This is a genomic window from Streptomyces sp. NPDC048507 (assembly GCF_043199995.1).
In the GTDB taxonomy this organism is placed as follows: Bacteria; Actinomycetota; Actinomycetes; order Streptomycetales; family Streptomycetaceae; genus Streptomyces.
On sequence record NZ_JBICWZ010000008.1, the window covers coordinates 229377 to 252279 of the forward strand.

18 protein-coding genes and 1 riboswitch are annotated in these 22903 nt (G+C 73.1%); of the genes, 14 read left to right on the forward strand and 4 right to left on the reverse strand.

The window, feature by feature from the left end; all coding sequences use genetic code 11:
- The first annotated feature begins 178 nt into the window (after nucleotides 1-178).
- Nucleotides 179-3712: a transcription-repair coupling factor gene (gene mfd, locus ACGFXC_RS23510; protein WP_393715737.1), complete on the forward strand. Its 3534-nt coding sequence runs from the start codon at nucleotides 179-181 to the stop codon at nucleotides 3710-3712.
- Nucleotides 3713-3782: 70 nt separating this feature from the next.
- Nucleotides 3783-4340 (forward strand): GNAT family N-acetyltransferase, encoded by a 558-nt coding sequence (locus tag ACGFXC_RS23515; protein WP_393715739.1) that lies wholly within the window; start codon nucleotides 3783-3785, stop codon nucleotides 4338-4340.
- A gap of 7 nt (nucleotides 4341-4347) precedes the next feature.
- Here the strand turns inward: ACGFXC_RS23515 and ACGFXC_RS23520 are convergent, their stop codons facing one another.
- Nucleotides 4348-5193: a hypothetical protein gene (locus ACGFXC_RS23520; protein WP_393715741.1), complete on the reverse strand. Its 846-nt coding sequence runs from the start codon at nucleotides 5191-5193 to the stop codon at nucleotides 4348-4350.
- A 194-nt stretch (nucleotides 5194-5387) separates the two neighbouring features.
- Here ACGFXC_RS23520 and ACGFXC_RS23525 point away from each other — a divergent pair, with 194 nt between their 5' ends.
- Together ACGFXC_RS23525 and ACGFXC_RS23530 are read left to right on the forward strand one after the other, a co-directional pair.
- Nucleotides 5388-6044 (forward strand): hypothetical protein, encoded by a 657-nt coding sequence (locus ACGFXC_RS23525; protein ID WP_393715743.1) that lies wholly within the window; start codon nucleotides 5388-5390, stop codon nucleotides 6042-6044.
- Nucleotides 6041-7555, forward strand: a complete 1515-nt coding sequence (locus tag ACGFXC_RS23530; RefSeq protein WP_393715745.1) for a protein kinase — start codon at nucleotides 6041-6043, stop codon at nucleotides 7553-7555. Before ACGFXC_RS23525 ends, ACGFXC_RS23530 begins: the two co-directional genes overlap by 4 nt.
- Nucleotides 7556-7570: 15 nt before the next feature.
- Here the strand turns inward: ACGFXC_RS23530 and ACGFXC_RS23535 are convergent, their stop codons facing one another.
- Nucleotides 7571-9964, reverse strand: coding sequence for a YfhO family protein (locus tag ACGFXC_RS23535; RefSeq protein ID WP_393715747.1), 2394 nt, complete (start codon nucleotides 9962-9964; stop codon nucleotides 7571-7573).
- Between the two features lie 177 nt (nucleotides 9965-10141).
- On the opposite strand from ACGFXC_RS23535, the gene ACGFXC_RS23540 reads away from it, so the two are divergent.
- A complete protein-coding gene (locus ACGFXC_RS23540; protein WP_393715749.1) occupies nucleotides 10142-10768 on the forward strand; it encodes a SurA N-terminal domain-containing protein in 627 nt (208 codons plus the stop codon).
- A gap of 26 nt (nucleotides 10769-10794) precedes the next feature.
- On the forward strand, nucleotides 10795-11898 hold the full coding sequence (locus tag ACGFXC_RS23545) for a nucleoside triphosphate pyrophosphohydrolase (protein ID WP_393715751.1): 1104 nt from the start codon (nucleotides 10795-10797) through the stop codon (nucleotides 11896-11898).
- Between the two features lie 37 nt (nucleotides 11899-11935).
- On the opposite strand, the gene ACGFXC_RS23550 is transcribed toward ACGFXC_RS23545, so the two are convergent.
- On the reverse strand, nucleotides 11936-13141 hold the full coding sequence (locus tag ACGFXC_RS23550) for a globin domain-containing protein (protein ID WP_393715753.1): 1206 nt from the start codon (nucleotides 13139-13141) through the stop codon (nucleotides 11936-11938).
- Between the two features lie 121 nt (nucleotides 13142-13262).
- On the opposite strand from ACGFXC_RS23550, the gene ACGFXC_RS23555 reads away from it, so the two are divergent.
- From ACGFXC_RS23555 to ACGFXC_RS23585, 7 genes are all read left to right on the forward strand, one after another.
- The gene (locus ACGFXC_RS23555; RefSeq protein ID WP_393715755.1) at nucleotides 13263-14555 is read left to right on the forward strand and encodes a cytochrome P450; all 1293 of its coding nucleotides are present in this window, start codon (nucleotides 13263-13265) and stop codon (nucleotides 14553-14555) included.
- Nucleotides 14556-14715: 160 nt separating this feature from the next.
- Nucleotides 14716-15774: a transglycosylase family protein gene (locus ACGFXC_RS23560; RefSeq protein ID WP_393715757.1), complete on the forward strand. Its 1059-nt coding sequence runs from the start codon at nucleotides 14716-14718 to the stop codon at nucleotides 15772-15774.
- Between the two features lie 275 nt (nucleotides 15775-16049).
- Nucleotides 16050-16219: riboswitch (cyclic di-AMP (ydaO/yuaA leader) on the forward strand.
- Between the two features lie 2 nt (nucleotides 16220-16221).
- Nucleotides 16222-16965: a transglycosylase family protein gene (locus ACGFXC_RS23565; RefSeq protein ID WP_393715759.1), complete on the forward strand. Its 744-nt coding sequence runs from the start codon at nucleotides 16222-16224 to the stop codon at nucleotides 16963-16965.
- Between the two features lie 309 nt (nucleotides 16966-17274).
- Nucleotides 17275-18561: a phosphopyruvate hydratase gene (gene eno, locus ACGFXC_RS23570; RefSeq protein ID WP_266628651.1), complete on the forward strand. Its 1287-nt coding sequence runs from the start codon at nucleotides 17275-17277 to the stop codon at nucleotides 18559-18561.
- Nucleotides 18562-18659: 98 nt separating this feature from the next.
- Complete coding sequence (locus ACGFXC_RS23575) at nucleotides 18660-19148, forward strand: septum formation initiator family protein (RefSeq protein WP_393715761.1); 489 nt, start codon at nucleotides 18660-18662, stop codon at nucleotides 19146-19148.
- 52 nt (nucleotides 19149-19200) lie between these two features.
- A complete protein-coding gene (locus tag ACGFXC_RS23580) occupies nucleotides 19201-19737 on the forward strand; it encodes a DUF501 domain-containing protein (protein WP_393715763.1) in 537 nt (178 codons plus the stop codon).
- Complete coding sequence (locus ACGFXC_RS23585) at nucleotides 19734-20705, forward strand: exopolyphosphatase (RefSeq protein WP_393715765.1); 972 nt, start codon at nucleotides 19734-19736, stop codon at nucleotides 20703-20705. Before ACGFXC_RS23580 ends, ACGFXC_RS23585 begins: the two co-directional genes overlap by 4 nt.
- A 65-nt stretch (nucleotides 20706-20770) precedes the next feature.
- Here ACGFXC_RS23585 and ACGFXC_RS23590 read toward each other — a convergent pair whose 3' ends face one another.
- Complete coding sequence (locus tag ACGFXC_RS23590; RefSeq protein WP_393715893.1) at nucleotides 20771-20914, reverse strand: type II toxin-antitoxin system RelE/ParE family toxin; 144 nt, start codon at nucleotides 20912-20914, stop codon at nucleotides 20771-20773.
- 565 nt (nucleotides 20915-21479) lie between these two features.
- On the opposite strand from ACGFXC_RS23590, the gene ACGFXC_RS23595 reads away from it, so the two are divergent.
- On the forward strand, nucleotides 21480-22868 hold the full coding sequence (locus ACGFXC_RS23595; protein WP_393715767.1) for an NAD(P)/FAD-dependent oxidoreductase: 1389 nt from the start codon (nucleotides 21480-21482) through the stop codon (nucleotides 22866-22868).
- Nucleotides 22869-22903 lie beyond the last annotated feature (35 nt).

The following is a 22903-nucleotide window of genomic DNA, read 5'->3' on the forward strand; positions in this document are numbered from 1 at the left end:
ACAGATTGTCATCCCGGTGCGGAACCCCCCGCTCCGGGCCGGTGTCACCCCGCGGGGGCCGCAATCCCCCGCGCGGGGGACATCGTCGCGTCGTAGGGTGGGAACCCCCGGCCCGTTCTCGTGTCGGGCCCTTCGCGTTGTCCCTCCACGCCCTTCCCCAGGATGGAAAGCCCCCTTCATGAGCCTGCACGGACTGCTCGACGCCGTCACCCGGGATCCCGCGCTGGCCGAGGCGGTCACCGCGGCCGGGGACGGCAACCGCATGCACGTGGACCTCGTCGGCCCGCCCGCCGCCCGGCCCTTCGCGATCGCCGCGCTGGCCGCCCGGACCGAGCGGACCGTGCTCGCGGTCACCGCCACCGGGCGGGAGGCCGAGGACCTCGCGGCCGCGCTGCGCTCGCTGCTGCCGCCCGACGAGGTGGTGGACTACCCGTCCTGGGAGACGCTTCCGCACGAGCGGCTCAGCCCGCGCAGCGACACCGTCGGCCGCCGCATCGCGGTGCTGCGCCGGCTCGCGCACCCCAGCAAGGACGACCCGGCCGCCGGCCCCGTCTCGGTGGTCGTGGCGCCGATCCGCTCGGTGCTCCAGCCGCAGGTCAAGGGGCTCGGCGACCTGGTGCCGGTCAGCCTGCGACAGGGGCGCAGCGTGGACCTCGGGGAGGTCACCGAGGCCCTCGCGGCGGCCGCGTACGCCCGCGTCGAGCTGGTCGAGAAGCGCGGCGAGTTCGCCGTGCGCGGCGGCATCCTCGATGTGTTCCCGCCCACCGAGGAGCACCCGCTGCGCGTGGAGTTCTGGGGCGACGAGGTCGAGGAGATCCGCTACTTCAAGGTCGCCGACCAGCGCTCCCTGGAGATCGCCGAGCACGGGCTGTGGGCCCCGCCCTGCCGGGAACTGCTGCTCACCGACGAGGTGCGCGAGCGGGCCGCGGCGCTGGCCGAAGCCCATCCGGAGCTGGGCGAACTGCTCCACAAGATCGCCGAGGGGATCGCCGTCGAGGGCATGGAGTCCCTGGCGCCGGTCCTCGTCGACGACATGGAGCTGCTGATCGACGTCCTGCCCGCCGGGGCCATGGCCGTGGTCTGCGACCCCGAGCGGGTGCGCACCCGCGCCGCCGACCTCGTGGCGACCTCCCAGGAGTTCCTGATGGCCTCCTGGGCGGCCACCGCGGGCGGCGGCCAGGCCCCCATCGACGTCGGCGCGGCCTCGCTGCGCGGGATCGCGGACGTCCGCGACCACGCCCGCGAGCTCGGCATGATGTGGTGGTCGGTGTCCCCGTTCGCCGCCGACGACACCGGCCTGGCCGCGGACACCCTGAAGCTCGGCATGCACGCCCCCGAGGCCTACCGGGGCGACACCGCCCGGGCGCTCGCCGACACCAAGGGCTGGATCGCGGACGGCTGGCACACCGTCTACCTCACCGAGGGCCACGGCCCGGCCGCCCGTACCGTCGAGGTGCTGGGCGGTGAGGGGATCGCGGCCCGGCTGGAGTCCGACCTGCGGACCCTGGAACCGTCCCTCGTCCACGTGACGTGCGGCTCCCTCGACAACGGCTTCGTGGACCCGGCGCTGAAACTGGCCGTGCTGACCGAGACCGACCTGACCGGCCAGCGCACCGCGACCAAGGACCTCGGCCGGATGCCGACCCGGCGCCGCAAGTCCATCGACCCCCTCACCCTGGAGGTCGGCGACTACATCGTCCACGAGCAGCACGGCGTCGGCCGCTACATCGAGATGGTGCAGCGCACCGTCCAGGGCGCCACCCGCGAGTACCTCCTCGTCGAGTACGCGCCCGCCAAGCGCGGCCAGCCCGGCGACCGGCTCTACATCCCCACCGACCAGCTGGAGCAGGTCACCAAGTACGTCGGCGGCGAGGCCCCGACGCTGCACCGGCTCGGCGGCGCCGACTGGACGAAGACCAAGGCCCGCGCCAAGAAGGCGGTCAAGGAGATCGCCGCCGACCTCATCAAGCTCTACAGCGCCCGCATGGCCGCCCCCGGCCACACCTTCGGCCCCGACACCCCCTGGCAGCGGGAACTGGAGGACGCCTTCCCGTACGCGGAGACGCCCGACCAGCTCACCACCATCGCCGAGGTCAAGGAGGACATGGAGAAGTCGGTCCCCATGGACCGGCTGATCTGCGGCGACGTCGGCTACGGCAAGACCGAGATCGCGGTGCGCGCGGCCTTCAAGGCGGTCCAGGACGGCAAGCAGGTCGCCGTCCTCGTACCGACCACGCTGCTCGTGCAGCAGCACTTCGGGACCTTCTCCGAGCGGTACGCGCAGTTCCCCGTCGTCGTGAAGGCGCTGTCGCGCTTCCAGAGCGAGACCGAGTCCAAGGCCACCCTGGAGGGCCTGCGCGAGGGCTCCGTCGACATCGTCATCGGCACCCACCGGCTGTTCTCGCAGGAGACGAAGTTCAAGGACCTGGGCCTGGTCATCGTCGACGAGGAGCAGCGGTTCGGCGTCGAGCACAAGGAGCAGCTGAAGAAGCTCCGCGCCAACGTGGACGTGCTCACCATGTCCGCCACCCCGATCCCGCGCACCCTGGAGATGGCGGTGACCGGCATCCGCGAGATGTCGACGATCACCACCCCGCCGGAGGAACGGCACCCGGTGCTCACCTTCGTCGGCCCGTACGAGGAGAAGCAGATCGGCGCCGCGGTCCGCCGCGAGCTGCTGCGCGAGGGGCAGTGCTTCTACATCCACAACCGGGTCGAGTCCATCGACCGGGCGGCGGCCAAGCTCCGCGAGATCGTGCCCGAGGCGCGGATCGCGACGGCGCACGGGCAGATGTCCGAGCAGGCCCTGGAACAGGTCGTGGTGGACTTCTGGGAGAAGAAGTTCGACGTCCTCGTCTCGACGACGATCGTCGAGTCCGGCATCGACATCTCCAACGCCAACACCCTGATCGTGGAGCGCGGCGACAACTTCGGCCTCTCCCAGCTGCACCAGCTGCGCGGGCGCGTGGGGCGCGGCCGCGAGCGCGGGTACGCGTACTTCCTGTACCCGCCGGAGAAGCCGCTCACCGAGACCGCGCACGAGCGGCTCGCGACGATCGCCCAGCACACCGAGATGGGCGCGGGCATGTACGTGGCGATGAAGGACCTGGAGATCCGCGGCGCGGGCAACCTGCTGGGCGGCGAGCAGTCCGGCCACATCGCGGGCGTCGGCTTCGACCTCTACATCCGGATGGTCGGCGAGGCCGTCGCCGACTACCGGGCGGCCATCGAGGGCGGCGCGGAGGAGGAGCCGCCGCTGGAGGTCAAGATCGAACTGCCGGTCGACGCGCACGTCCCGCACGACTACGCGCCGGGCGAGCGGCTGCGCCTGCAGGCCTACCGGTCCATCGCCGCGGCCAACTCCGAGGCGGACGTCAAGGCGGTGCGGGAGGAACTCACCGACCGCTACGGCAAGCTGCCCGAGCCGGTGGAGAACCTGCTGCTGGTGGCGGGGCTGCGGATGCTCGCGCGGGCCTGCGGGGTCGGCGACATCACCCTCCAGGGGCCCAACATCCGCTTCGGCCCGGTGGAGCTGCGCGAGTCGCAGGAACTGCGGCTGAAGCGGCTCTACCCGGGGACGGTGCTCAAGCCGGCCACCTCGCAGGTGCTGGTGCCCCGGCCGAAGACGGCCCGGGTCGGCGGGAAGCCGCTGGTCGGGCGCGAACTGCTGGGCTGGACCGGGGAGTTCCTCACCACGATCCTCGGCTCGTAGGCCGTCCGGCGGGCGGGGCGGACCCGCGGACCGGCCGGGACGCGTCCGCGGGGCTGCCTATCATCGGATGATGACCCCCAGCGTCACGCTCCGCTGCGCCCCGACGGCGGGCCGCCCCGCCCTGCTCCTGCGCCCCTGGCGGCGGGCGGACGTGCCCGCGCTGCGGCGCGCGTACGCCGATCCCGTGCTGCGCCGCCGGACCCGGTACCCGGTCGACAGCGAGTCCGACGGCCTGATGTTCGTCGAGGACCACGCCCGGGACCGGGAGCTGGGCACCCGGTACGGCTTCGCGGTACTGGAGGAGGAGGCGGGTCTGCTGGTGGGGGCCACCGTCCTCAAGCGGCCCGCCGTCACCGGGCCGTCGGCCGAGGTCGGCTACTGGACGGCGGCGCACGCCCGCGGCCTGGGCGTCGCCCCGCGCGCCCTGGAGGCCCTCACCGCCTGGGCCTTCGGGGCCTTCGCCGGCGCGGGGCTGGAGCGCCTCGACCTCCTCCACCAAGAGGACAACGAGGCCTCCTGCCGCGTCGCCGTCAAGAGCGGGTACGGCTTGGAGGGGCGACTGCCCGCCGCGCCGCCCGAGTTCCCGCTCAGCGGCCACCTGCACGTACGGCGGCGCGGGTCCGCGTAGGTCCCGCTCAGATCGCCTCGCCCGCCGCGCCGCCGGTCCCCGACAGGTCGACGACCTCGGAGTCCCGCGGCGAAGCGGTGTCGACGGGGACGTCGAAGTCCGAGAACAGCGCCTCGCCGTCGTGGTCCCCGCTGACGACCGACTTCAGGACGTACGGCTCGCCCTCGGTGGCGACGTAATCGGTCTGCGCGCCCTTCGCGGCCGGGGAGGTGACCGCCAGGACGGGCTTCCCGCCGACCGTGGTGCTCTCGCCCTTGCGCGCGAGCGGGCTGCCCTTGCCGAAGCCGTCGGTCAGCATGCCGAGGTCGCAGGCACGGGTCAGCGGGGCGGCACGCCGGTCCGACAGGGGGAGCTTGACCCAGCGGCCGGCGAAGGCGGCCACCACCTGCTCCGTCTGCCACTGCGGGGTGCCCTGCTCCTTCGCCGCGCCCCGCCAGTAGGCGGCGTCGCCCCGGAAGTGCACCAGCTCGGTGGACTTGATGATGTCCATCGTGCCCATGCCCTCACGGCGGACGGCGCCGTTGCAGTCGCCCTTCTTGTCCAGCGAGAGGTCGATGCGCATCTCCTTGCCCAGGAAGTCGAGCCGGGCCGAGACGTGTGCCGACCCGGCCGCCCGCGTGGCCGCGTAGGCCCGGTTCAGGACCTCCTGCCCCGACCGGCCGGCGAGCGGGCCGCCGCCCGGGGAGGGTGGCGAAGCCGTGCCCGGGGCGGACGGGGACGCCTCGGCCCGGGCCGCGCGCCCGGCCTCCGCCGCCCTGCCCGCGCCCCCGCCGGGCACGCAGGCGCCCGCCCCCGCGCCGAGCAGGGTCGTGGCGGCGAGGGCCGCGGCGGTGGTTCTGGTACGGCTGCGCATGCTGTTTCCCCCGTGGAAGAACGGTTCCTGCCCCGAGCGTAGGTCAGGGGCGGCCGGGCGCGGCGGGCGGCGGTGCGCGCCGTCCCGGCCGTACTGCGACCCTGCAACGGTTGCGTCCATCCCCTCACGGACGGCCGGAAAGGCTGTATACGCTCAGACCCCGACCCCTTCCGTACGCCTCGTCAGGAGCACCGATGCACGGCCCCGGCCTCCCGCCGCAGCCCGGCCCCCACGGCCACCGCCCCCTGTCGGGGAGCGACATGACGCTGCGCGTGCTGTTCACGGCGCTGCCCGTCCTCAGCTGCGGGTTCTTCTCCTGGGGGTCGATGCTGAGGCTCGCGATCCTCACCCGCAAGGCCCGCGACTGGGCCCTGCTCGTCATCAGCGGGGTGCTGATGGTGGTCTGGATCGCCTTCATCGAGATGGACCACACGCCCGACACCAGCGGCTGGCAGAGCGACCTGGGTGCCGGTGGCTCGATCCTCACCGGTTTCGCGATCTGCGTGTACTACCTCGTCTGCGACATCCGCCACCACGAGGCCAAGGCCCTCGCCCCGGCCGCGCCCTGGTACCCGGTGGCCCCGCAGCCCCCGTACACCGGGCAGCAGACCACCCCCTCCTACGGCTACCCGCCCGCGCGGGGCCAGGCCCCCGCGCCGCCGCCCCCGCAGGTCCCGCCGCAGACGTCCCCGCACACCCCGCCGCCCCGCATCGGGCAGGTCCGCGCCGAACTCGACGAGCTCAGCGAGCTCCTGCGCCGGCAGGGCCGGGACCGCCCGCCGCAGCCCCCGCAGCCCGGCGGCCCCTACCAGGACCCGAACAGCACGGCGATCCAGGACCCGAACCGGTGACCGAGCGGGAACGCCTGATCGGCGAGCGCTACCAGCTCGCCACCATCCTCGGCCAGGGCGGCATGGGCCAGGTGTGGACGGCCTACGACCGGCGCCTCGACCGGCGCGTGGCCGTCAAACTGCTGCGCCCCGACAAGGTCGCCGGGCCCGGCACGGTCGCCGAGGAACTGCGCCGCCGCTTCGTGCGCGAGTGCCGGGTCACCGCCCAGGTCGACCACCCCGGGCTGGTCATCGTCCACGACGCGGGCAACGACGGCGACGAGCTCTACCTCGTCATGGGCTACGTCGAGGGCTCCGACCTCGCCGACCACCTCGCCGCGCACGACCCGTACCCCTGGACCTGGGCGGTCGCCGTCGTCGCCCAGCTGTGCGCGGTGCTCTCCGCGGTGCACGCGGTGCCGATCGTCCACCGCGACCTCAAGCCCCGCAACGTGATGGTCCGCCCGGACGGAAGCGTCCTCGTCCTGGACCTCGGTGTCGCCTCCGTGATGGACACCGACACCACCCGGCTCACCAGCACCGGCACCCCGATCGGCAGCCCCGCCTACATGGCCCCCGAACAGGCCATGAGCGGCGCGGTCGGCCCGTACACCGACCTGTACGCCCTCGGCGTGCTGCTCTACGAACTCCTCAGCGGCAACGTCCCCTTCGCCGGATCCACCGCCCTCGGCGTGCTGCACCGCCACCTCTACGAGCCCCCCGCCCCGGTGCGCCCGCAGCGCCCCGAGATCCCGCAGGAGCTCGAAGTGCTGATGCAGCGCCTCCTCGCGAAGGACCCGCAGGACCGGCCCGGCTCCGCGCAGGAGGTGTACGAGGCCCTCGCGCCCCTGCTCCCGGCCCGCGGCAGCCGCACCCCGAGCGGCCCCATGGATCCCACCCGCCCCTTCCTGCGCCCCCAGGCACCCTGGCCGGACCGGGCCGCGGTCGTCCCGCCCCGCCCGGCCGACCCGCCGGCCCCGCCCCGCCCGGACATCCCCGGCGCCGTGGACGAGGCCCGCAAACTGCTGGACCAGGGCCAGCTCACCCGGGCCGTGGACATCCTCGGCGGCATCCTCCCGGCGGCCGCCACCGAGCACGGCGAACACTCGCCGGTGGTCCGCTCCCTGCGCAAGCAGTACGCCGCCACGCTGATGGACGACGGCCAGTTCCGCCGCGCCCTGCCCGAACTGCGCCGCCTCGCCGACGAGTTCCCCGCCGGTGACCCGCAGGCGCTGCGCCTGCGCTACGACGCGGCCCAGTGCCTGGAGCAGCTCGGCGAGCCCGCGGCCGCCCTCGCCGAGTACCGCTCGCTGCTGCCCCTGTTCGAGAACCACTACGCCAACCCGGACCCGGGCCTGCCGCTGGAGGTCCGCCGCCGGATAGCGCACCTGCTGCTCTCGCTGGGCGACCGGCCGGCCGCCCACGACACCCTGGTCCGGCTGCTGTTCGACGCGGACCGGGTGCACGGCCCGGGCCACCCGCTCCCGGTCGACATCCGCCGCACCCTCCAGTGGCTGGGCCAGGTGCGCTGACGCCCCGGCGCCCGGTCACCGGGCCCGGTGCCGGCGCCTGACGGCCGCCGCCAGCACCACCAGCGCCGCCAGCCCGGCCGCCGCCGTCCCCGCGAGCAGGCCCGGCGGACGGAAGGAGCAGGTCACGGTGGTGGTGCGGCCGTCCAGGGGGACCGCCAGCAGGCCGAGCCGGGACCCGCCGGCCCGGCCGTCACAGGTCCAGCCCGCCACCGCCGGGACCGCGATCACCGCCGTACCGGTACTGCCCGGCGGCAGGGTGGCGCGCAGCCCGGAGGAGCCCACCCGTACCGAGGTCGCGGCCGAGGCGCGCAGGGCCGACACCGCGTCCGCCAGACGGGTCCGGTCCAGGCAGGACAGCGCCCACAGGGGCGGGGCGGGCCGGTCGAAGACCAGCTTCGAGGCGGGCCCGCGCGAGGTGCCCAGCGGCTGGAGCGCGGCCCGGTTGCGCGGGGCGCTGCCGCCGAGCCGCCAGGGCCGGCCGTCGGCCAGGCGGGCCGTCGCGTTGTACTCCGGCGCCCACAGGTAGGCGTCCGTACCCGCCCGGCAGACCCCGGGCGCGACGGGGCCCTCGTACACCTTCGCCCCCAGCAGCAGTTCCTGGTTGGCGAAGGGGGATGGTCCGTAGGCGAGGCCGGGTTCCGCCGGATGGACGGTGACCAGCGGCGGGACCTCGGCGCGGGCCACCGTGCCGTCCGGCTTCAGCCGCGCGCCGACCGCGAACACCGCGTCCGTCACCGGGTTGTCGATGCTCTGCACGTTGCGGCCGCGCGAGGTCCAGCCCGCGCCCAGCGCCTGCATGGTGCGGGTGAACACGTCCGGGGTGTGGCTGCTGTAGTAGGCGCCGCCCTCACCGCCCAGCAGCATCGGGTCGTTGCCCGACAGGGCGGGCCGTCCCGCGTCGGTCCGGTACGCGGGCCAGCCGTCGGCCTCCGCGAGGGCGTCGGCGCGCCGGGCGTGCGCCGCGTTCCAGGACGGGTAGTCGTCCAGCCCGGCCAGTTTCCCCTTGTGCCCGTACGCCGTCGTCGCCGCGGCCTGCCCCACCAGCGCCAGGGCCAGCAGCCCGGCCGCGGGCAGCAGCAGCCGCGGCCGGCGCAGCGCCCACCAGGCGCCGGCCGTCAGGGCCAGCCCGCCGCCGAAGAGGCCGTAGCCCCAGCCGGTGGCGAGGGGGCTGCCGCTCGCCCAGCCGAGCGCCGCCGCGAGCACCGCCGCGCCCGCGGCGAGGGCCCGGGCCGGCAGCGGTCCGGCCGTCAGCCCCGTCCACGCGGCGATGACCACGACCCCGGCCAGCACGAAGGTCTGCCGGTACGCGCTGCCGTTGGGCGTCGCGAACAGGTGCCAGGCCAGATGGGTCGGCTCCCACTGCAAGGACAGCAGCACCGCCGCGACCAGCCCCGCCCACCAGATGCGGGTCCGGGCGGGCACGGCGCGGTGGAAGGGGAGCGCCGCCGCCAGCAGCAGCGTTCCGGTGCCCACGAATACGGCGGGGGAGTTGAAGGAGTACGTCGCCGGCATCAGCCGCGCGAACAGGTCGGACCACGGCACCGGCCCGAACTGCCGCGACCAGCCCGGGTAGGCCTGCTTCGAGCTGAGGAACAGCGGGACGAGCACCGGCGCGGCCAGCGCGATGCCGAGCACGACCCGCCCCGCCGCCCGGCCCACCACCAGGGCCCGCTCGCGCGCCCCCTCCCGGGTGAGCACCACCCGTACCAGCAGCACCAGGGCGGCGCCGAGCGTGGCCATGTAGGCGGTGTAGAAGTTCGCCGTCCACGAGACGGTCACCACCAGCACCCCCAGTACGGGCCGCCGCCCGCGCAGCGCCCACTCGCCGGTCAGGCACAGCAGCGGGAAGGCGATCAGCCCGTCCAGCCACATCGGGTTGTAGGAGGCCTCGATCACCGACCAGCCGCACAGTGCGTACGAGGCCGCGAGCAGCCCGGCCGCCCACCACGGCCCGCGCCGCTGCGTGCGCAGCAGCCAGGCCATGGCCGCCGCCGCGGCCGCCATCTTCAGCACCGTGACCACGTACACCGCGAGGTCGATGTCCGCGCGCGGGAACAATGCCACCAGGGCGGCGAAGGGGCTGGTCAGATAGGTACCGAGGTCGGGCAGGAAGCTGGTGCCGTACCCGGACTGCCAGTTGAAGAGGAGCCCGCCCCGCGCCCGGCCGTGCAGCAGGTCCCACAGGTGCGCGTGGAACGGCACGAACTGGTTGCCGAGGTCGTTGACGCTGCGGTGCCGGGGCCCGTACGGGAACACCCGCGCGACCGCGTCCCCGCCGCACACGGCGACGAGGGTGACCAGGGCCGCGAACGCCGATCCGGCCAGGCCGGACCGGCGCGGGGAACGCCGTGCGGTGGGGGACGCCGGCCGGTCCGCGGCGCGGTGCGGGGCGAGCTGCTGAGTCGACATGGTGAGACGACCATCCCAGGGACGGAGGGCACGGTGGTGGCCGGGGAGTGAACTCGCACCCCAACACCCCCGGAATCGTTGGTCGAAGCGGTGGCCCGGACCACCCTGACTGCATACCATCGATCACCGCACGGCCCTTGTGCACCGACGCACAATCTCCCGGCCCTGGAGGCTCCTTTGCACCGTCGCACAGCGCTCTCCGTCTCCGCCGCCCTGCTCGCGGCGGCCCCCCTGCTTGCCGCCTGTTCCGGCGGTACCCGTCCCGGTACGGCGGCGGTCGTCGGCGGGGAACGCATCACCACCTCCGCCCTCCAGGCCCAGGTCAAGGACGTCCGCGCGGCGCAGAACCGTTCCGATCAGGGCGCGCAGCTCATCGAGGCGACCGCCGGACTGGAACGCCTGAAGCTCAACAAGATGATCCAGACCGCCGTCCTGGAGCGGGCCGCCGACGACGCCGGCCTGAACGTGACCACCAAGGAGATCGAGGAGCTGCGCAAGACGCAGCTCCAGCAGGCGGGCGGCCGGGCGGGGCTGGAGGCGGCCGCGCTCCAGCAGGCGCAGCTGGCGCCGGACCAGCTGGAGGCGGACGCCCGCTTCAAGCTGCTGCGCGACAAGCTCTTCGCGCACTACGGCAGCCAGGACAAGGCGCTGGCCCAGCTGGGGGCCGCGGCGAAGGCCCTGCACATCGAGGTGAACCCGCGCTACGGCAAGTGGGACGCGCAGCAGATCATCCTCGGCGACCAGCAGACCCCGTGGATCACCCAGCGCACCCGGCCCGAGGTACCGGCCCTCGGCGGCGCGTGACGCGCGGGCGGAGGTAGGTTCGGAGGGTGACCGACCACACCGCCGAACCCGCTCCCGCTTCCGACGCCGCGCGCGCCCCCGCATCCGCCCCCGCCGGGGGCGTGGGCGTGGGCCGGATCGTCCTGCTGACCGCCAGCCACCGGGTCGCCCCCGGGCTGCTGTCCTGGCCGGCCTGGCAGACCCTGCGCGCCGCGGACCTCGTCCTGTGCGCCGACCCGGAGCACCCGCAGCTGCCGTACCTGCGGGAGGCGGGGGTGCGGGTGGTGCGGGAGGTGCCCGACGCCGAAGGGCTGATCGGGGCCTGCGCGGGCGGCCGTACGGTCGTGGTGCTGCCGGGTGGCGAGGGGGACCGGCGGCTGACGGACGGCCTGGCCCGCCTCGCCGGCTCCGGCCGCGTCAGCATGCCCGACCTGGAGCTGCTGCCCGGCTCCTACGACCTGCCGGGTGCGCGGCTGCTCGACCTCGTGCAGGTGATGGACCGGGTGCGCCGGGAGTGCCCCTGGACCTCCGCGCAGACCCACGAGGGCCTGGTGAAGTACGCCATCGAGGAGGCGTACGAGCTGGTCGAGGCCATCGAGGACGGTGACCGGGCGGCCCTGCGCGAGGAGCTCGGCGACGTGCTGCTCCAGGTCGTCTTCCACGCCCGCATCGCGCAGGAGGCGGCGGCCGCGGGAGAAGAAGGAGAAGAAGGAGAAGAGGGAGAAGAAGGGGAGGGCGCGCCGGCGTTCTCCATCGACGACGTCGCCGGGGACCTGGTGGACAAGCTGATCCGCCGGCACCCGCACGTCTTCGGGGACGCGCGGGCCGATTCCCCCGAGGACGTCAACGCGCACTGGCAGGCCACCAAGGCGGTCGAGAAGCAGCGGGAGTCGGTCACCGACGGGATCCCGGTCGCGCAGCCCGGGCTCGCGCTCGCGGCCAAGCTCGCCGGCCGGGCCCGCGCCGCGGACCTCGGGGTGGAACTGCCCCGGGGCGAGGGGATCGGCTACGAACTGCTCGCGCTGGCGGCGCGCGCCGAGGAGCAGGGGACGGACCCCGAGACGGCGCTGCGGGCGGCGGCCCGCGCCTACCGGGACGCGATCAGGGCGGCCGAGGGCGTCGGCCCGGCGGGCGGCCGGTCGGGCGGCTGATCCGCAGGCCGGTCGGGCGGCCGGTTCGGCGGTCGGGTCAGCCTTCGCGCCGCGGGGCGCGTGCCGAGGGGTTGTGCCAGTGCGGGTCGGGGCGGCTCAGGAACCATTCGCCGAAGCCGAGGGGCCGGGCCGCGGCGGCGCCGCGGGCGGGGACCGCGTCGTGGAAGAGCCGCTCGGGGAGGGTGCCGAGCTCCGCCAGGAGCCGGGCGGTCTCCTCGATGAACGGCGGCGGCCCGCTCAGGTAGACGTCCTGCTCCCGCCACAGGCCCCGGTTGCCGAGGGCGGTGGCCAGCCGGCCGGTGGCCTGGTCGCGGTGCTGCCCGGGCGCGGGGGTGATGTAGGTGACGGCGAGCCAGCCGCAGGAGGCGGCGTACGCGTCGATGAGCGGGCGGTCGTAGAGGTGGGCGGCGTCCCGGGCGACGACGAAGAGCCGTACGTCCTGATCGGGAGGGCGTTCCACCAGGTCCTCCAGCAGGGCCCGGACCGGCGCCCAGCCGGTCCCGGCGCCGATGAGGGTCAGGGGCCGGTCCGCGCGGCGCAGGAACAGGCCGCCGCCGGGGGCGCCGAGCCGCAGCCCTTCGCCCGGCCCGACCTCGCGGACCAGGGCCGTACTGAGCCGTCCGCCCTCGATGCGGCTGACGTGGAGGTCGACGGTGGTGTCGGCGCGGGGCGCGTTGCCGAGGGAGTAGGTGCGCCAGGTCGCCGGCACCCGCTCGCTGTTCACGCTGACGTACTGGCCGGGCCGGTAGGGGAGCGGGGCGTGCGGGCGCAGGGTCAGGACGGCGATGTCCCGGCCGTAGCGCAGGTGGCGCACCACCTCGGCGTCCCACCAGGGCGGGTCGGCGCTGGAGCGGGCGCCGGTCGTCATGGCGTCGGCCATGAACTGGTAGGCCTCGCTCCAGGCCTTCTCGACGTCGGGGGTCCAGGCCTCGCCCGAGGTCTCGGCGAGGGCGGCGAGCAGGGAGGTGCCGACGGCGGCGTAGTGCTCGGGGCCGACCAGGAACTTGCGGTGGTCGCGCCCGAGGTCGCGCAGATAGGGGACGAGCGTCCCGCTCTCCAGGTGGGCGATGACATGGGTGAGCGCGGCGAAGAGCCGGTCGCGCTGGCGTTCCATGCCGTCGGCGGAGGCCGGGAAGAGGGCCCGGAGTCCGGGGTTGTGCCAGAAGAGGTGGGCGTAGAAGAACTTGACCGTGTGCTCGGCCCGTCGTTCCACCACCGCGAAACTGCGTTTCAAGATCCTCACATCCACAACACCGAAAGTAGGAAGGCCGGGGAAGGCGAGGTCAAGCGACGGCCGATCTACGGACAGCCGCGGCGAACCACCTATATGGGGTGGCGGCTTCCGGGCGGGATAACGTCATCGGGTGCATGAGCAGACCTCTCCGCCCCCCGCCGACCCCGCCGCCCCCCAGGGCCCGACGCTCTTCGACTGGGAGTTCGCGACCGACCCCTACCCGGCCTACGCCTGGCTGCGCGAGCACGCGCCGGTGCACCGCACCAAGCTCCCCAGCGGGGTCGAGGCCTGGCTCGTGACCCGGTACGCCGACGCCCGGCAGGCCCTCGCGGACCAGCGGCTGAGCAAGAACCCCGCGCACCACGCGGAACCCGCGCACGCCAAGGGCAAGACGGGAATCCCCGGGGAGCGCAAGGCGGAGCTGATGACGCACCTGCTGAACATCGACCCGCCGGACCACACCCGGCTGCGCCGGCTGGTGTCGAAGGCGTTCACCCCGCGCCGGGTCGCCGAGTTCACCCCGCGCGTCCAGGAGCTCACCGACCAGCTGATCGACCGGATCGTCGAGAAGGCGGGGGACGCGCCGACGGGCGAGGCCGATCTCATCCATGAGTTCGCCTTCCCGCTCCCCATCTACGCCATCTGCGAGATGCTCGGCGTACCGCGCGAGGACCAGGACGACTTCCGCGACTGGGCCGGGATGATGATCCGCCACGGCGGCGGCCCGCGGGGCGGAGTGGCCCGCTCCGTCAAGCAGATGCGGACCTACCTCGGGGAACTCATCCACCGCAAGCGGGATGATCTGGGCAATGACCTCATCTCGGACCTGATCCGGGCGAGCGACCACGGGGACCACCTCACGGAGGCGGAGGCCACCGCGATGGCCTTCATCCTGCTCTTCGCCGGCTTCGAGACCACGGTGAACCTGATCGGCAACGGGCTGCACGCCCTCTTCATGAACCCGGACCAGCGCGTGCGCCTCCAGGCCTCCCTCGCGGCGGGGGAGAGCGCGCTCCTGGAGACCGGCATCGAGGAACTCCTGCGCTACGACGGCCCGGTGGAGCTGGCCACCTGGCGGTTCGCCACCGAGCCGCTGACCCTCGGCGGCCGGGGGATCGCCGCCGGGGACCCCGTCCTGGTGGTCCTGGCGGCGGCCGACCGCGACCCCGACCGGTTCGCGGACCCGGACACCCTGGACCTTTCGCGGAGTGACAATCAGCACCTCGGCTACGGCCACGGCATCCACTATTGTCTCGGCGCCCCGCTGGCCCGTCTGGAGGGCCAGACGGCGCTCGCGACTTTGCTGACGCGTCTGCCGGATCTGGAACTTGCCGTTCCCCCTGCCGACCTGCGCTGGCGCGGCGGGCTCATCATGCGGGGCCTGCGCACCCTGCCGGTCCGCTTCACACCCCGAAACGGTTGAGCGCCCGCCGCGCCGCCGGACGGCGGCGCGGCCGCCCGGCAACGGGGCGGCGGCTTCCGGTCGGCTGACCGGAAGTCAGTCCACCGTCGAACTTGTGACATCCGTTCGAAGGCGGCTAGGTTCTGCCGTTACCCCGCCGTTATGCGAAAGGTGCAGCCTCATGCGTTCCGGGAACGGCCGCCACAGACGTCCCCGCCAGGTACCCGCCCTGGTCGTCACCGCCGGAGTCACCGGCTCCGCCCTGGCCCTGCCGCTGCTCGCGGCAGGCAGCGCGGGCGCCGCGGACACCGCCACCTGGGACAAGGTGGCCGACTGCGAGAGCGGCGGCACCTGGAGCGCCAACTTCGGCAGCGGGGCCTACGGCGGGCTCCAGTTCACCCTGGAGCAGTGGAAGAACGCGGGCGGGCTCGCCTACGCCGAGCGCCCCGACCTCGCGAGCCGCTCCCAGCAGATCGCCGTCGCCGAACGGGTGCTGGCCTCCCAGGGCCCCCAGGCGTGGCCGCTGTGCTCCGCCTCGGCCGGGCTGACCCAGCAGGGGCCGGCCGCCCAGGTGGACCCGGGCAGCGCGCCCGGACCGGTCGCCCCCTCCCCGTCCCGGCCGGACGCCTCGGTGCCCGCCACCGGCTCGGGCGGGAAGCCGACGGACTTCGGCGCCCCGACCCCGCAGCCGGGCTCCTCGCCCTCCGGCGGCCCGAGCGGCCTGCCGGACTACCCGCTGGGTCCCACCAGCGGACTGCCCGTCATGCCCGACCCGGACTACCCGGTGCCCTCCACCGACCCGTCCGTGCCGCCGGCGACCACCCCGGGTACGCCGTCCACCCCGGGTACGCCGTCCACCCCGGCGGACCCGACCGCCCCGACGGCCCCGGTCAGCCCGACCGCCCCCGTGGACCCGACGGCCCCGGCCGTCCCCGGCGCCACCGTGGGAGCCACCGCCCCCGGGGCCACGCCCTCCACCCCCGAGGGGGAGAAGACCGACGGCGCGGGCAAGCACCGCGGCCCGGCGGCCATCGAGGTGCCGGCGGCCCCTGGCGCTGCGTCAGGCGCCGCCGCGGAGCCCACGTACACGGTGAAGCCGGGCGACAGCCTCACCGCCATCGCCCACGCCAACGGGCTCACGGGGGGCTGGAACGCCCTCTACCAGGCCAACGAGCAGGTCATCGGCGGGGACGCGGACCTCATCAAGCCCGGTCAGAACCTGGATCTAACCAAGGAATAGGGGCAGTTCGGGCATCCAGAAAGAGCTGAATGTCCGTTATCGGCAAGTGAGACATGCGTCTCTTCCGGTCAACTGGCGTGTCTGGTTCCGGAACTTCCGCAAACCCTGCCCCCACCTGCGCAAACGTGCACTTTCGGAACGCAAGTAGGCCGGTTTCTCCCTGATGTCTCGCGTTGAACATCCAGGAGAGACCTGCCTACCTTCTGAATCGCTCGCCACCGCGAGCTCCTTCGACCGCATCGCCGAATCCTGCCGGCGGACGGAGGGAACAGTCGTCGCGTAAAGCGCCGAAGGCAGGAGCGGGGGAACCAAGGTAGTCGCCGGGAACGGCCGTTGAGAGACGGTCACGACCGGCTAGGGGTTAAGCCACGTGCTCGACACGTGACCGGGCAACTCATCCGCCCGAACCCGACAGCTCACCTCGAAGGCGTCGGTGAGGAGAACTCCATGCTGCTTTCCGGCAAGGGCAAGCACCGTCGCGGCTCCAAGGCCGTCCGCATCGTCACGCTCGCCGGTGTCGCCGGTGTCGCCGTCGCGGCCCCGCTGATGGCCGCCGGCTCCGCCAGCGCCGCCACCGCCACCGAGTGGGACAAGGTCGCCTCCTGCGAGTCCGGCGGCAACTGGTCCATCAACACGGGCAACGGCTACTACGGCGGTCTGCAGTTCTCCGCCTCCACGTGGGCCGCGTACGGCGGCAAGGCGTACGCCGCGCAGGCCAACCAGGCCTCCAAGTCGCAGCAGATAGCCATCGCCGAGAAGGTCCTCAAGGGCCAGGGCAAGGGCGCCTGGCCGTCCTGCGGCGTCGGCCTGTCCAACTCCTCGTACAACGGCGGCGGCTCGACCTCCACCCCGGCCAAGCCGAAGCCCGCCACGAAGCCCGAGGCCGCGAAGCCCGCGAAGCCCGCGCCCGTCAAGCCGGCCACCCCGAAGTCGGAGTCCAAGCGCCCCGCCGAGGCCCCGGTCACCCGCTCCGAGCGCTCCGAGACCCCGGCGCCGGTCAAGACCGCCCCGAAGTCCGACACCGTGAAGACCGGCAACGGCTCGTACGAGGTCAAGGAGGGCGACACCCTCGGCACCATCGCCCAGGCCAACAACGTCCAGGGCGGCTGGGAGAAGCTCTTCGAGCTCAACAAGGACATCGTCGACGATGCCGACCTGATCTTCCCGGGCCAGAAGCTGAAGGTCGGCTGAACTCCCGCGCAACACCGTCGCGCCCCCTGACGGCGCGGCACCCGTGACACCGTCCGCCGCCCGACGCGTATCCCCCCACGCGCCGGGCGGCGGCGTGCTGTCCGCCGCCCGGCGCGCCCCCCGGAGCCGCCGCGGCCGGCCCCGTTCCCAGAGTCTTATGTCCGGGAAGAGGGGTATTCGGTCCCTTTTTCGTCCCAGGACCCGGGCGGTCGGACGGTCGAGTGCCCGGAGCCGGTTAGGCTCTAGTCGGCAAGGCCGTCCCACGGCCTGACACGCCACCGCACACCCAGCGTCACATCCCAGAAGGAGATGCTCGTGCCGTCCATCGACGTCGTCGTAGCCCGGGAAATCCTGGACTCCCGAGGCAACCCCACGGTCGAGGTCGAGGTGGGCCTCGACGACGGCAGCACCGGCCGTGCTGCCGTCCCGTCCGGCGCCTCCACCGGTGCATTCGAGGCCATCGAGCTCCGTGACGGTGACCCCAACCGTTACATGGGCAAGGGTGTCGAGAAGGCCGTCCTCGCCGTCATCGAGCAGATCGGCCCGGAGCTCGTCGGCTACGACGCCACCGAGCAGCGCCTGATCGACCAGGCCATGTTCGACCTGGACGCCACCGACAACAAGGGCTCCCTCGGCGCCAACGCCATCCTCGGCGTCTCCCTCGCCGTCGCGCACGCCGCGTCCGAGGCTTCGGACCTGCCGCTCTTCCGCTACCTCGGCGGCCCGAACGCGCACCTGCTGCCCGTTCCGATGATGAACATCCTCAACGGTGGGTCGCACGCCGACTCCAACGTCGACATCCAGGAGTTCATGATCGCCCCGATCGGCGCGGAGTCCTTCTCCGAGGCGCTGCGCTGGGGTGCCGAGGTCTACCACACCCTCAAGAAGGTCCTGCACACCAAGGGCCTGTCCACCGGCCTGGGCGACGAGGGCGGCTTCGCCCCGAACCTGGAGTCCAACCGCGCCGCGCTGGACCTCATCGTCGAGGCCATCAAGCAGGCCGGATACGTCCCGGGCAAGGACATCGCGCTCGCGCTCGACGTCGCCGCGTCCGAGTTCTACAAGGACGGCAAGTACGAGTTCGAGGGCCAGTCCCGCTCGGCCGCCGAGATGACCGAGTACTACGAGGAGCTCGTCTCCGCGTACCCGATGGTCTCCATCGAGGACCCGCTGTACGAGGACGACTGGGCCGGCTGGAAGACCCTCACCGACAAGCTGGGCACCAAGGTCCAGATCGTCGGCGACGACCTCTTCGTCACCAACCCGGAGCGCCTGGCCCGCGGCATCGAGGAGGGCTCCGCGAACGCCCTGCTCGTGAAGGTGAACCAGATCGGTTCGCTGACCGAGACCCTCGACGCCGTCGAGATGGCGCAGCGCAACGGCTTCAAGTGCATGATGTCGCACCGCTCGGGCGAGACCGAGGACGTCACCATCGCCGACCTCGCCGTCGCCGTGAACTGCGGCCAGATCAAGACCGGCGCCCCGGCCCGCTCGGACCGCGTCGCCAAGTACAACCAGCTGCTGCGCATCGAGGAGATCCTCGACGACGCCGCCGTGTACGCGGGCCGCTCCGCGTTCCCCCGCTTCAAGGGCTAATCGGGGCCTGCGGGTCTCGCCTCCGTACGTCCCCGCACTCGGTCCCGTACCGTGTGCGGGGACGTATTGCGTAGTGCGCGCACAGGGGAGGCGGGACCATGGCCGGGAACCGGGACCGGTTCTCCACCTTCTCGACGGCGACCAGGCTGCGCCAGCTCGGCGAACGCACCGCGGCGCACGTCTACCGCTCGCAGTCCCGCCGGGTCGTCCGCCGCAGCCGCCTCACCGGACGGGCGGCCCTGCTGGTGCTCGTCCTCTGTACCCTGGTCGTCGCCCTCGCGTATCCGATGCGCCAGTACGTGTCCCAGCGCTCGGAGATCGCGGACCAGCAGCGGGCCGCCGCCGATGCGCGCAGGCGCCTCGACCAGCTCCGCGACGAGAAGGCCCGCTGGCAGGACCCCGCCTACGCGGAGCAGCAGGCCCGCAGGCACCTGCACTTCCTGCGCCCGGGGGAGATCGGCTACATCATGACCGACCCCGGTTCCGGAGCCGCGGAACACCATCGCGGCGGGGAGGCCGGATCCGACCGCCCCTGGTACTCCAACGTATGGGACGGGGTCGACAAGGCCGACCGTCCCGGCGAGTGAGCCCCGCGCCCGCCCGCACCCATCCACGAGAACGAAGAGACTTCCTCCAGGCATGCAGACGCCCCCGCCCCAGACCGACCGGACCGAGCCGACCGACGCGGACATCGAAGCGTTCCAGCAGCAGCTCGGCCGCCCGCCGCGCGGGCTGCGCGCCATCGCGCACCGCTGCCCCTGCGGCCAGCCGGACGTCGTCGAGACCGCCCCGCGGCTGCCCGACGGCACCCCCTTCCCGACGCTGTACTACCTGACGTGCCCCCGGGCGGCCTCCGCCATCGGCACGCTGGAGGCCAACGGCGTCATGAAGGAGATGCAGGCCCGCCTCGCGGACGACCCCGAGCTGGCCGCCGCCTACCGGGCCGCGCACGAGGACTACATCGAGCGCCGCGACGCCATCGAGGTGCTCCAGGGCTTCCCGAGCGCCGGCGGCATGCCGGACCGGGTGAAGTGCCTGCACGTGCTGGTCGGCCACTCGCTGGCGGCCGGCCCCGGGGTGAACCCGTTCGGCGACGAGGCCCTGGCGATGCTGCCCGAGTGGTGGGCCAAGGGCGCCTGCGTCACCCCGTGCGCGGAGCGGAAGGAGTCCGAGTGACCCGGGTCGCGGGCATCGACTGCGGTACGAACTCCATCCGCCTGCTCGTCGCGGACCACGACCCCGCCACCGGGGAGCTCACCGAGCTGGACCGCCGGATGACCGTGGTCCGGCTGGGCCAGGGCGTGGACCGCACCGGCCGGCTGGCCCCGGAGGCGCTGGAGCGCACCTTCGCGGCCTGCCGCGAGTACGCGGCGGTGATCAAGGAACTGGGCGCCGAGCGGGTGCGGTTCGTGGCCACCTCGGCCTCGCGCGACGCCGAGAACCGGGACGAGTTCGTCCGGGGCGTCCTGGACGTCCTGGGCGTGGAGCCCGAGGTCATCTCCGGAGACCAGGAGGCGGAGTTCTCCTTCACCGGCGCGACCAAGGAGCTGGCCGGCCGCACCGACCTGGAGCGGCCGTTCCTGGTCGTGGACATCGGCGGCGGATCGACGGAATTCGTGGTCGGCGAGGAGCACGTGAGCGCCGCCCGCTCGGTCGACGTGGGCTGCGTCCGGATGACCGAACGCCACCTGGTGGTGGACGGCGAGGTCAGCGATCCGCCGACCGCCGCCCAGGTCGCCGCCATGCGCGCCGACATCGAGGCGGCGCTCGACCTGGCCGGGGCGACGGTGCCGCTGGCGCGGGCCCGCACCCTGGTGGGGCTGGCGGGCTCGGTGACCACGGTCGCCGCCATCGCCCTGGACCTGCCGGCGTACGACAGCGCCGCGATCCACCACGCCCGCATCCCCTACGAGCGGGTCCGCGAGATCAGCGAGCGGATGCTCACCTCCACCCACGCCGAACGCGCCGCGATCCCGGTGATGCACCCGGGCCGGGTCGACGTCATCGGCGCCGGCGCCCTGGTCCTCCTGGCGATCATGGAGCGGACCGGCGCGCGCGAGGTCGTGGTCTCGGAGCACGACATCCTCGACGGCATCGCCATCAAAACGGCGGAAGACGCCGAGGCCGGCAAGCAGCGGTCCTGACCGCAACACAGCCGAACGGCGGCGCTCCGGTGAGTCCACCGGAGCGCCGCCGTCGCGTTCCGGGTTCAGATGTTGCGGTAGGCCTCGCGGCGGTCTCCGACCTTGACGACGAGGATGACGAGCTCGCCGTCCAGCACCTGGTAGGCGATCCGATAGCTGCCGACCCGGAGCCTGTGGCGGCCGGAGGGCCCCGTGAGCTCCTCGGCCATGGTCACGGTCGGTTCGCCCGCGGCGAGCACGGCCGCCGCCTCACGCGCGGGCAACTCGTCGGCCCACGGGGGGTGCCGGCCGGGTGCCGGTGGGGCTGAAGATCGGGTTCCGCCCGATGCCGGGGTCGTGGGCGGGGCGAGGGGGCGCCGCGCGGGGGCCGCGCGCGGACCGCGCGAGGGGCCCGGAAGGGGCCTTCGGAGGCCGAAAGTCCCTTCGTCCACATGAACTTCGTGAAGTTCTTCACAAGGAAAACCGGGCCGCAAGGTCAACAGAAGGTCCGTTCGAGGCCTTCTAGGGGGTCGCAGGGCCGTTTCTCCGTGCGTTTGTGTGAAGAAAGGACGCGACGGGTTTCGTATCAGAGGTAAGGACGAACGCCGGTGGTCCAGTCCGGTTCAGGCCTCGGAGGCCAGTTCAGGACGGGTGAACAACGATTCCCGAAGGGGCGTGGTTCCCGTCGCGGACCATGATCTGGGTCACGTGGGCCGCGCAGTGTAACAGAGGCCCTGCCTCACCTTGTGAAGGGGCTCACGAGCGTCACCCCTTGGGGTGCTGGATACTCAATGCATGAGCACCACGGAGCGTCCCAGGATCCTCGTTGTAGGAGGTGGGTACGTAGGCCTGTACGCAGCCAAGCGCATCATGAAGAAGATGCGCTACGGCGAGGCGACCGTCACGGTCGTCGACCCGCGCTCGTACATGACCTACCAGCCCTTCCTCCCCGAAGTGGCCGCAGGCAGCATCTCGCCTCGGCACGTCGTCGTACCGCTGCGACGCGTGCTGCCCAAGGCAGAGGTTCTCACCGGCCGGGTCACCACCATCGACCAGGACCGCAAGGTCGCCGTCGTCACGCCGCTGGTCGGCGAGGCGTACGAGCTGCCCTTCGACTACCTGGTGATCGCGCTCGGCGCCGTCTCGCGCACCTTCCCGATCCCCGGCCTCGCCGAACAGGGCATCGGCATGAAGGGCGTGGAAGAGGGCATCGGCCTGCGCAACCACGTCCTCGAGCAGCTCGACAAGGCCGAGTCCACGACGGACGAGAACGTCCGCCGCCGTGCGCTCACCTTCGTCTTCGTCGGCGGCGGCTTCGCCGGCGCCGAGACGATCGGCGAGGTCGAGGACATGGCACGCGACGCCGCGAAGTACTACTCCACGATCAAGCGCGAGGACATGCGCTTCGTCCTGGTCGACGCGGCCGACAAGATCCTTCCCGAGGTCGGGCCCAAGCTCGGCACCTGGGGCAAGGAGCACCTCGAGTCGCGCGGCATCGAGATCTACCTGAACACCTCCATGGACTCCTGCGTGGACGGCCACGTGGTGCTGAAGAACGGCCTCGAGGTCGACTCCAACACCATCGTGTGGACCGCGGGCGTCAAGCCCAACCCGGTCCTGGCCCGCTACGGCCTGCCGCTGGGCCCGCGCGGCCACGTGGACGCCGAGCCGACCCTCCAGGTCAAGGGCACGGACTACATCTGGACCGCCGGCGACAACGCCCAGGTTCCCGACATGGCCGCCCGCAAGGCCGGCGTCGAGAACGCCTGGTGCCCGCCGAACGCCCAGCACGCGCTGCGCCAGGCCAAGGTCCTCGGCGACAACGTCATCTCCGGCATGCGCGGCTTCCCGCAGTCGGAGTACTCGCACTCCAACAAGGGTGCGGTGGCGGGCCTCGGCCTCCACAAGGGCGTCGCGATGATCGTCATGGGCAAGATGAAGATCAAGCTCAAGGGCCGGCTCGCCTGGTACATGCACCGTGGCTACCACGGCATGGCCATGCCGACCTGGAACCGCAAGATCCGCGTCTTCGCCGACTGGACCCTCGGCATGTTCCTCAAGCGCGAGGTCGTCTCCCTCGGTGCGCTGGAGACCCCGCGCGAGGAGTTCTACGAGGCCGCCAAGCCGGCTCCGGCCCCGGCCGCCGCCGCGACGGCTCCGGCCGCCAAGGCCAAGGCCTCCTGACCCGGCGCGCTCCGGCAGGATCCTGAGCAGTACCA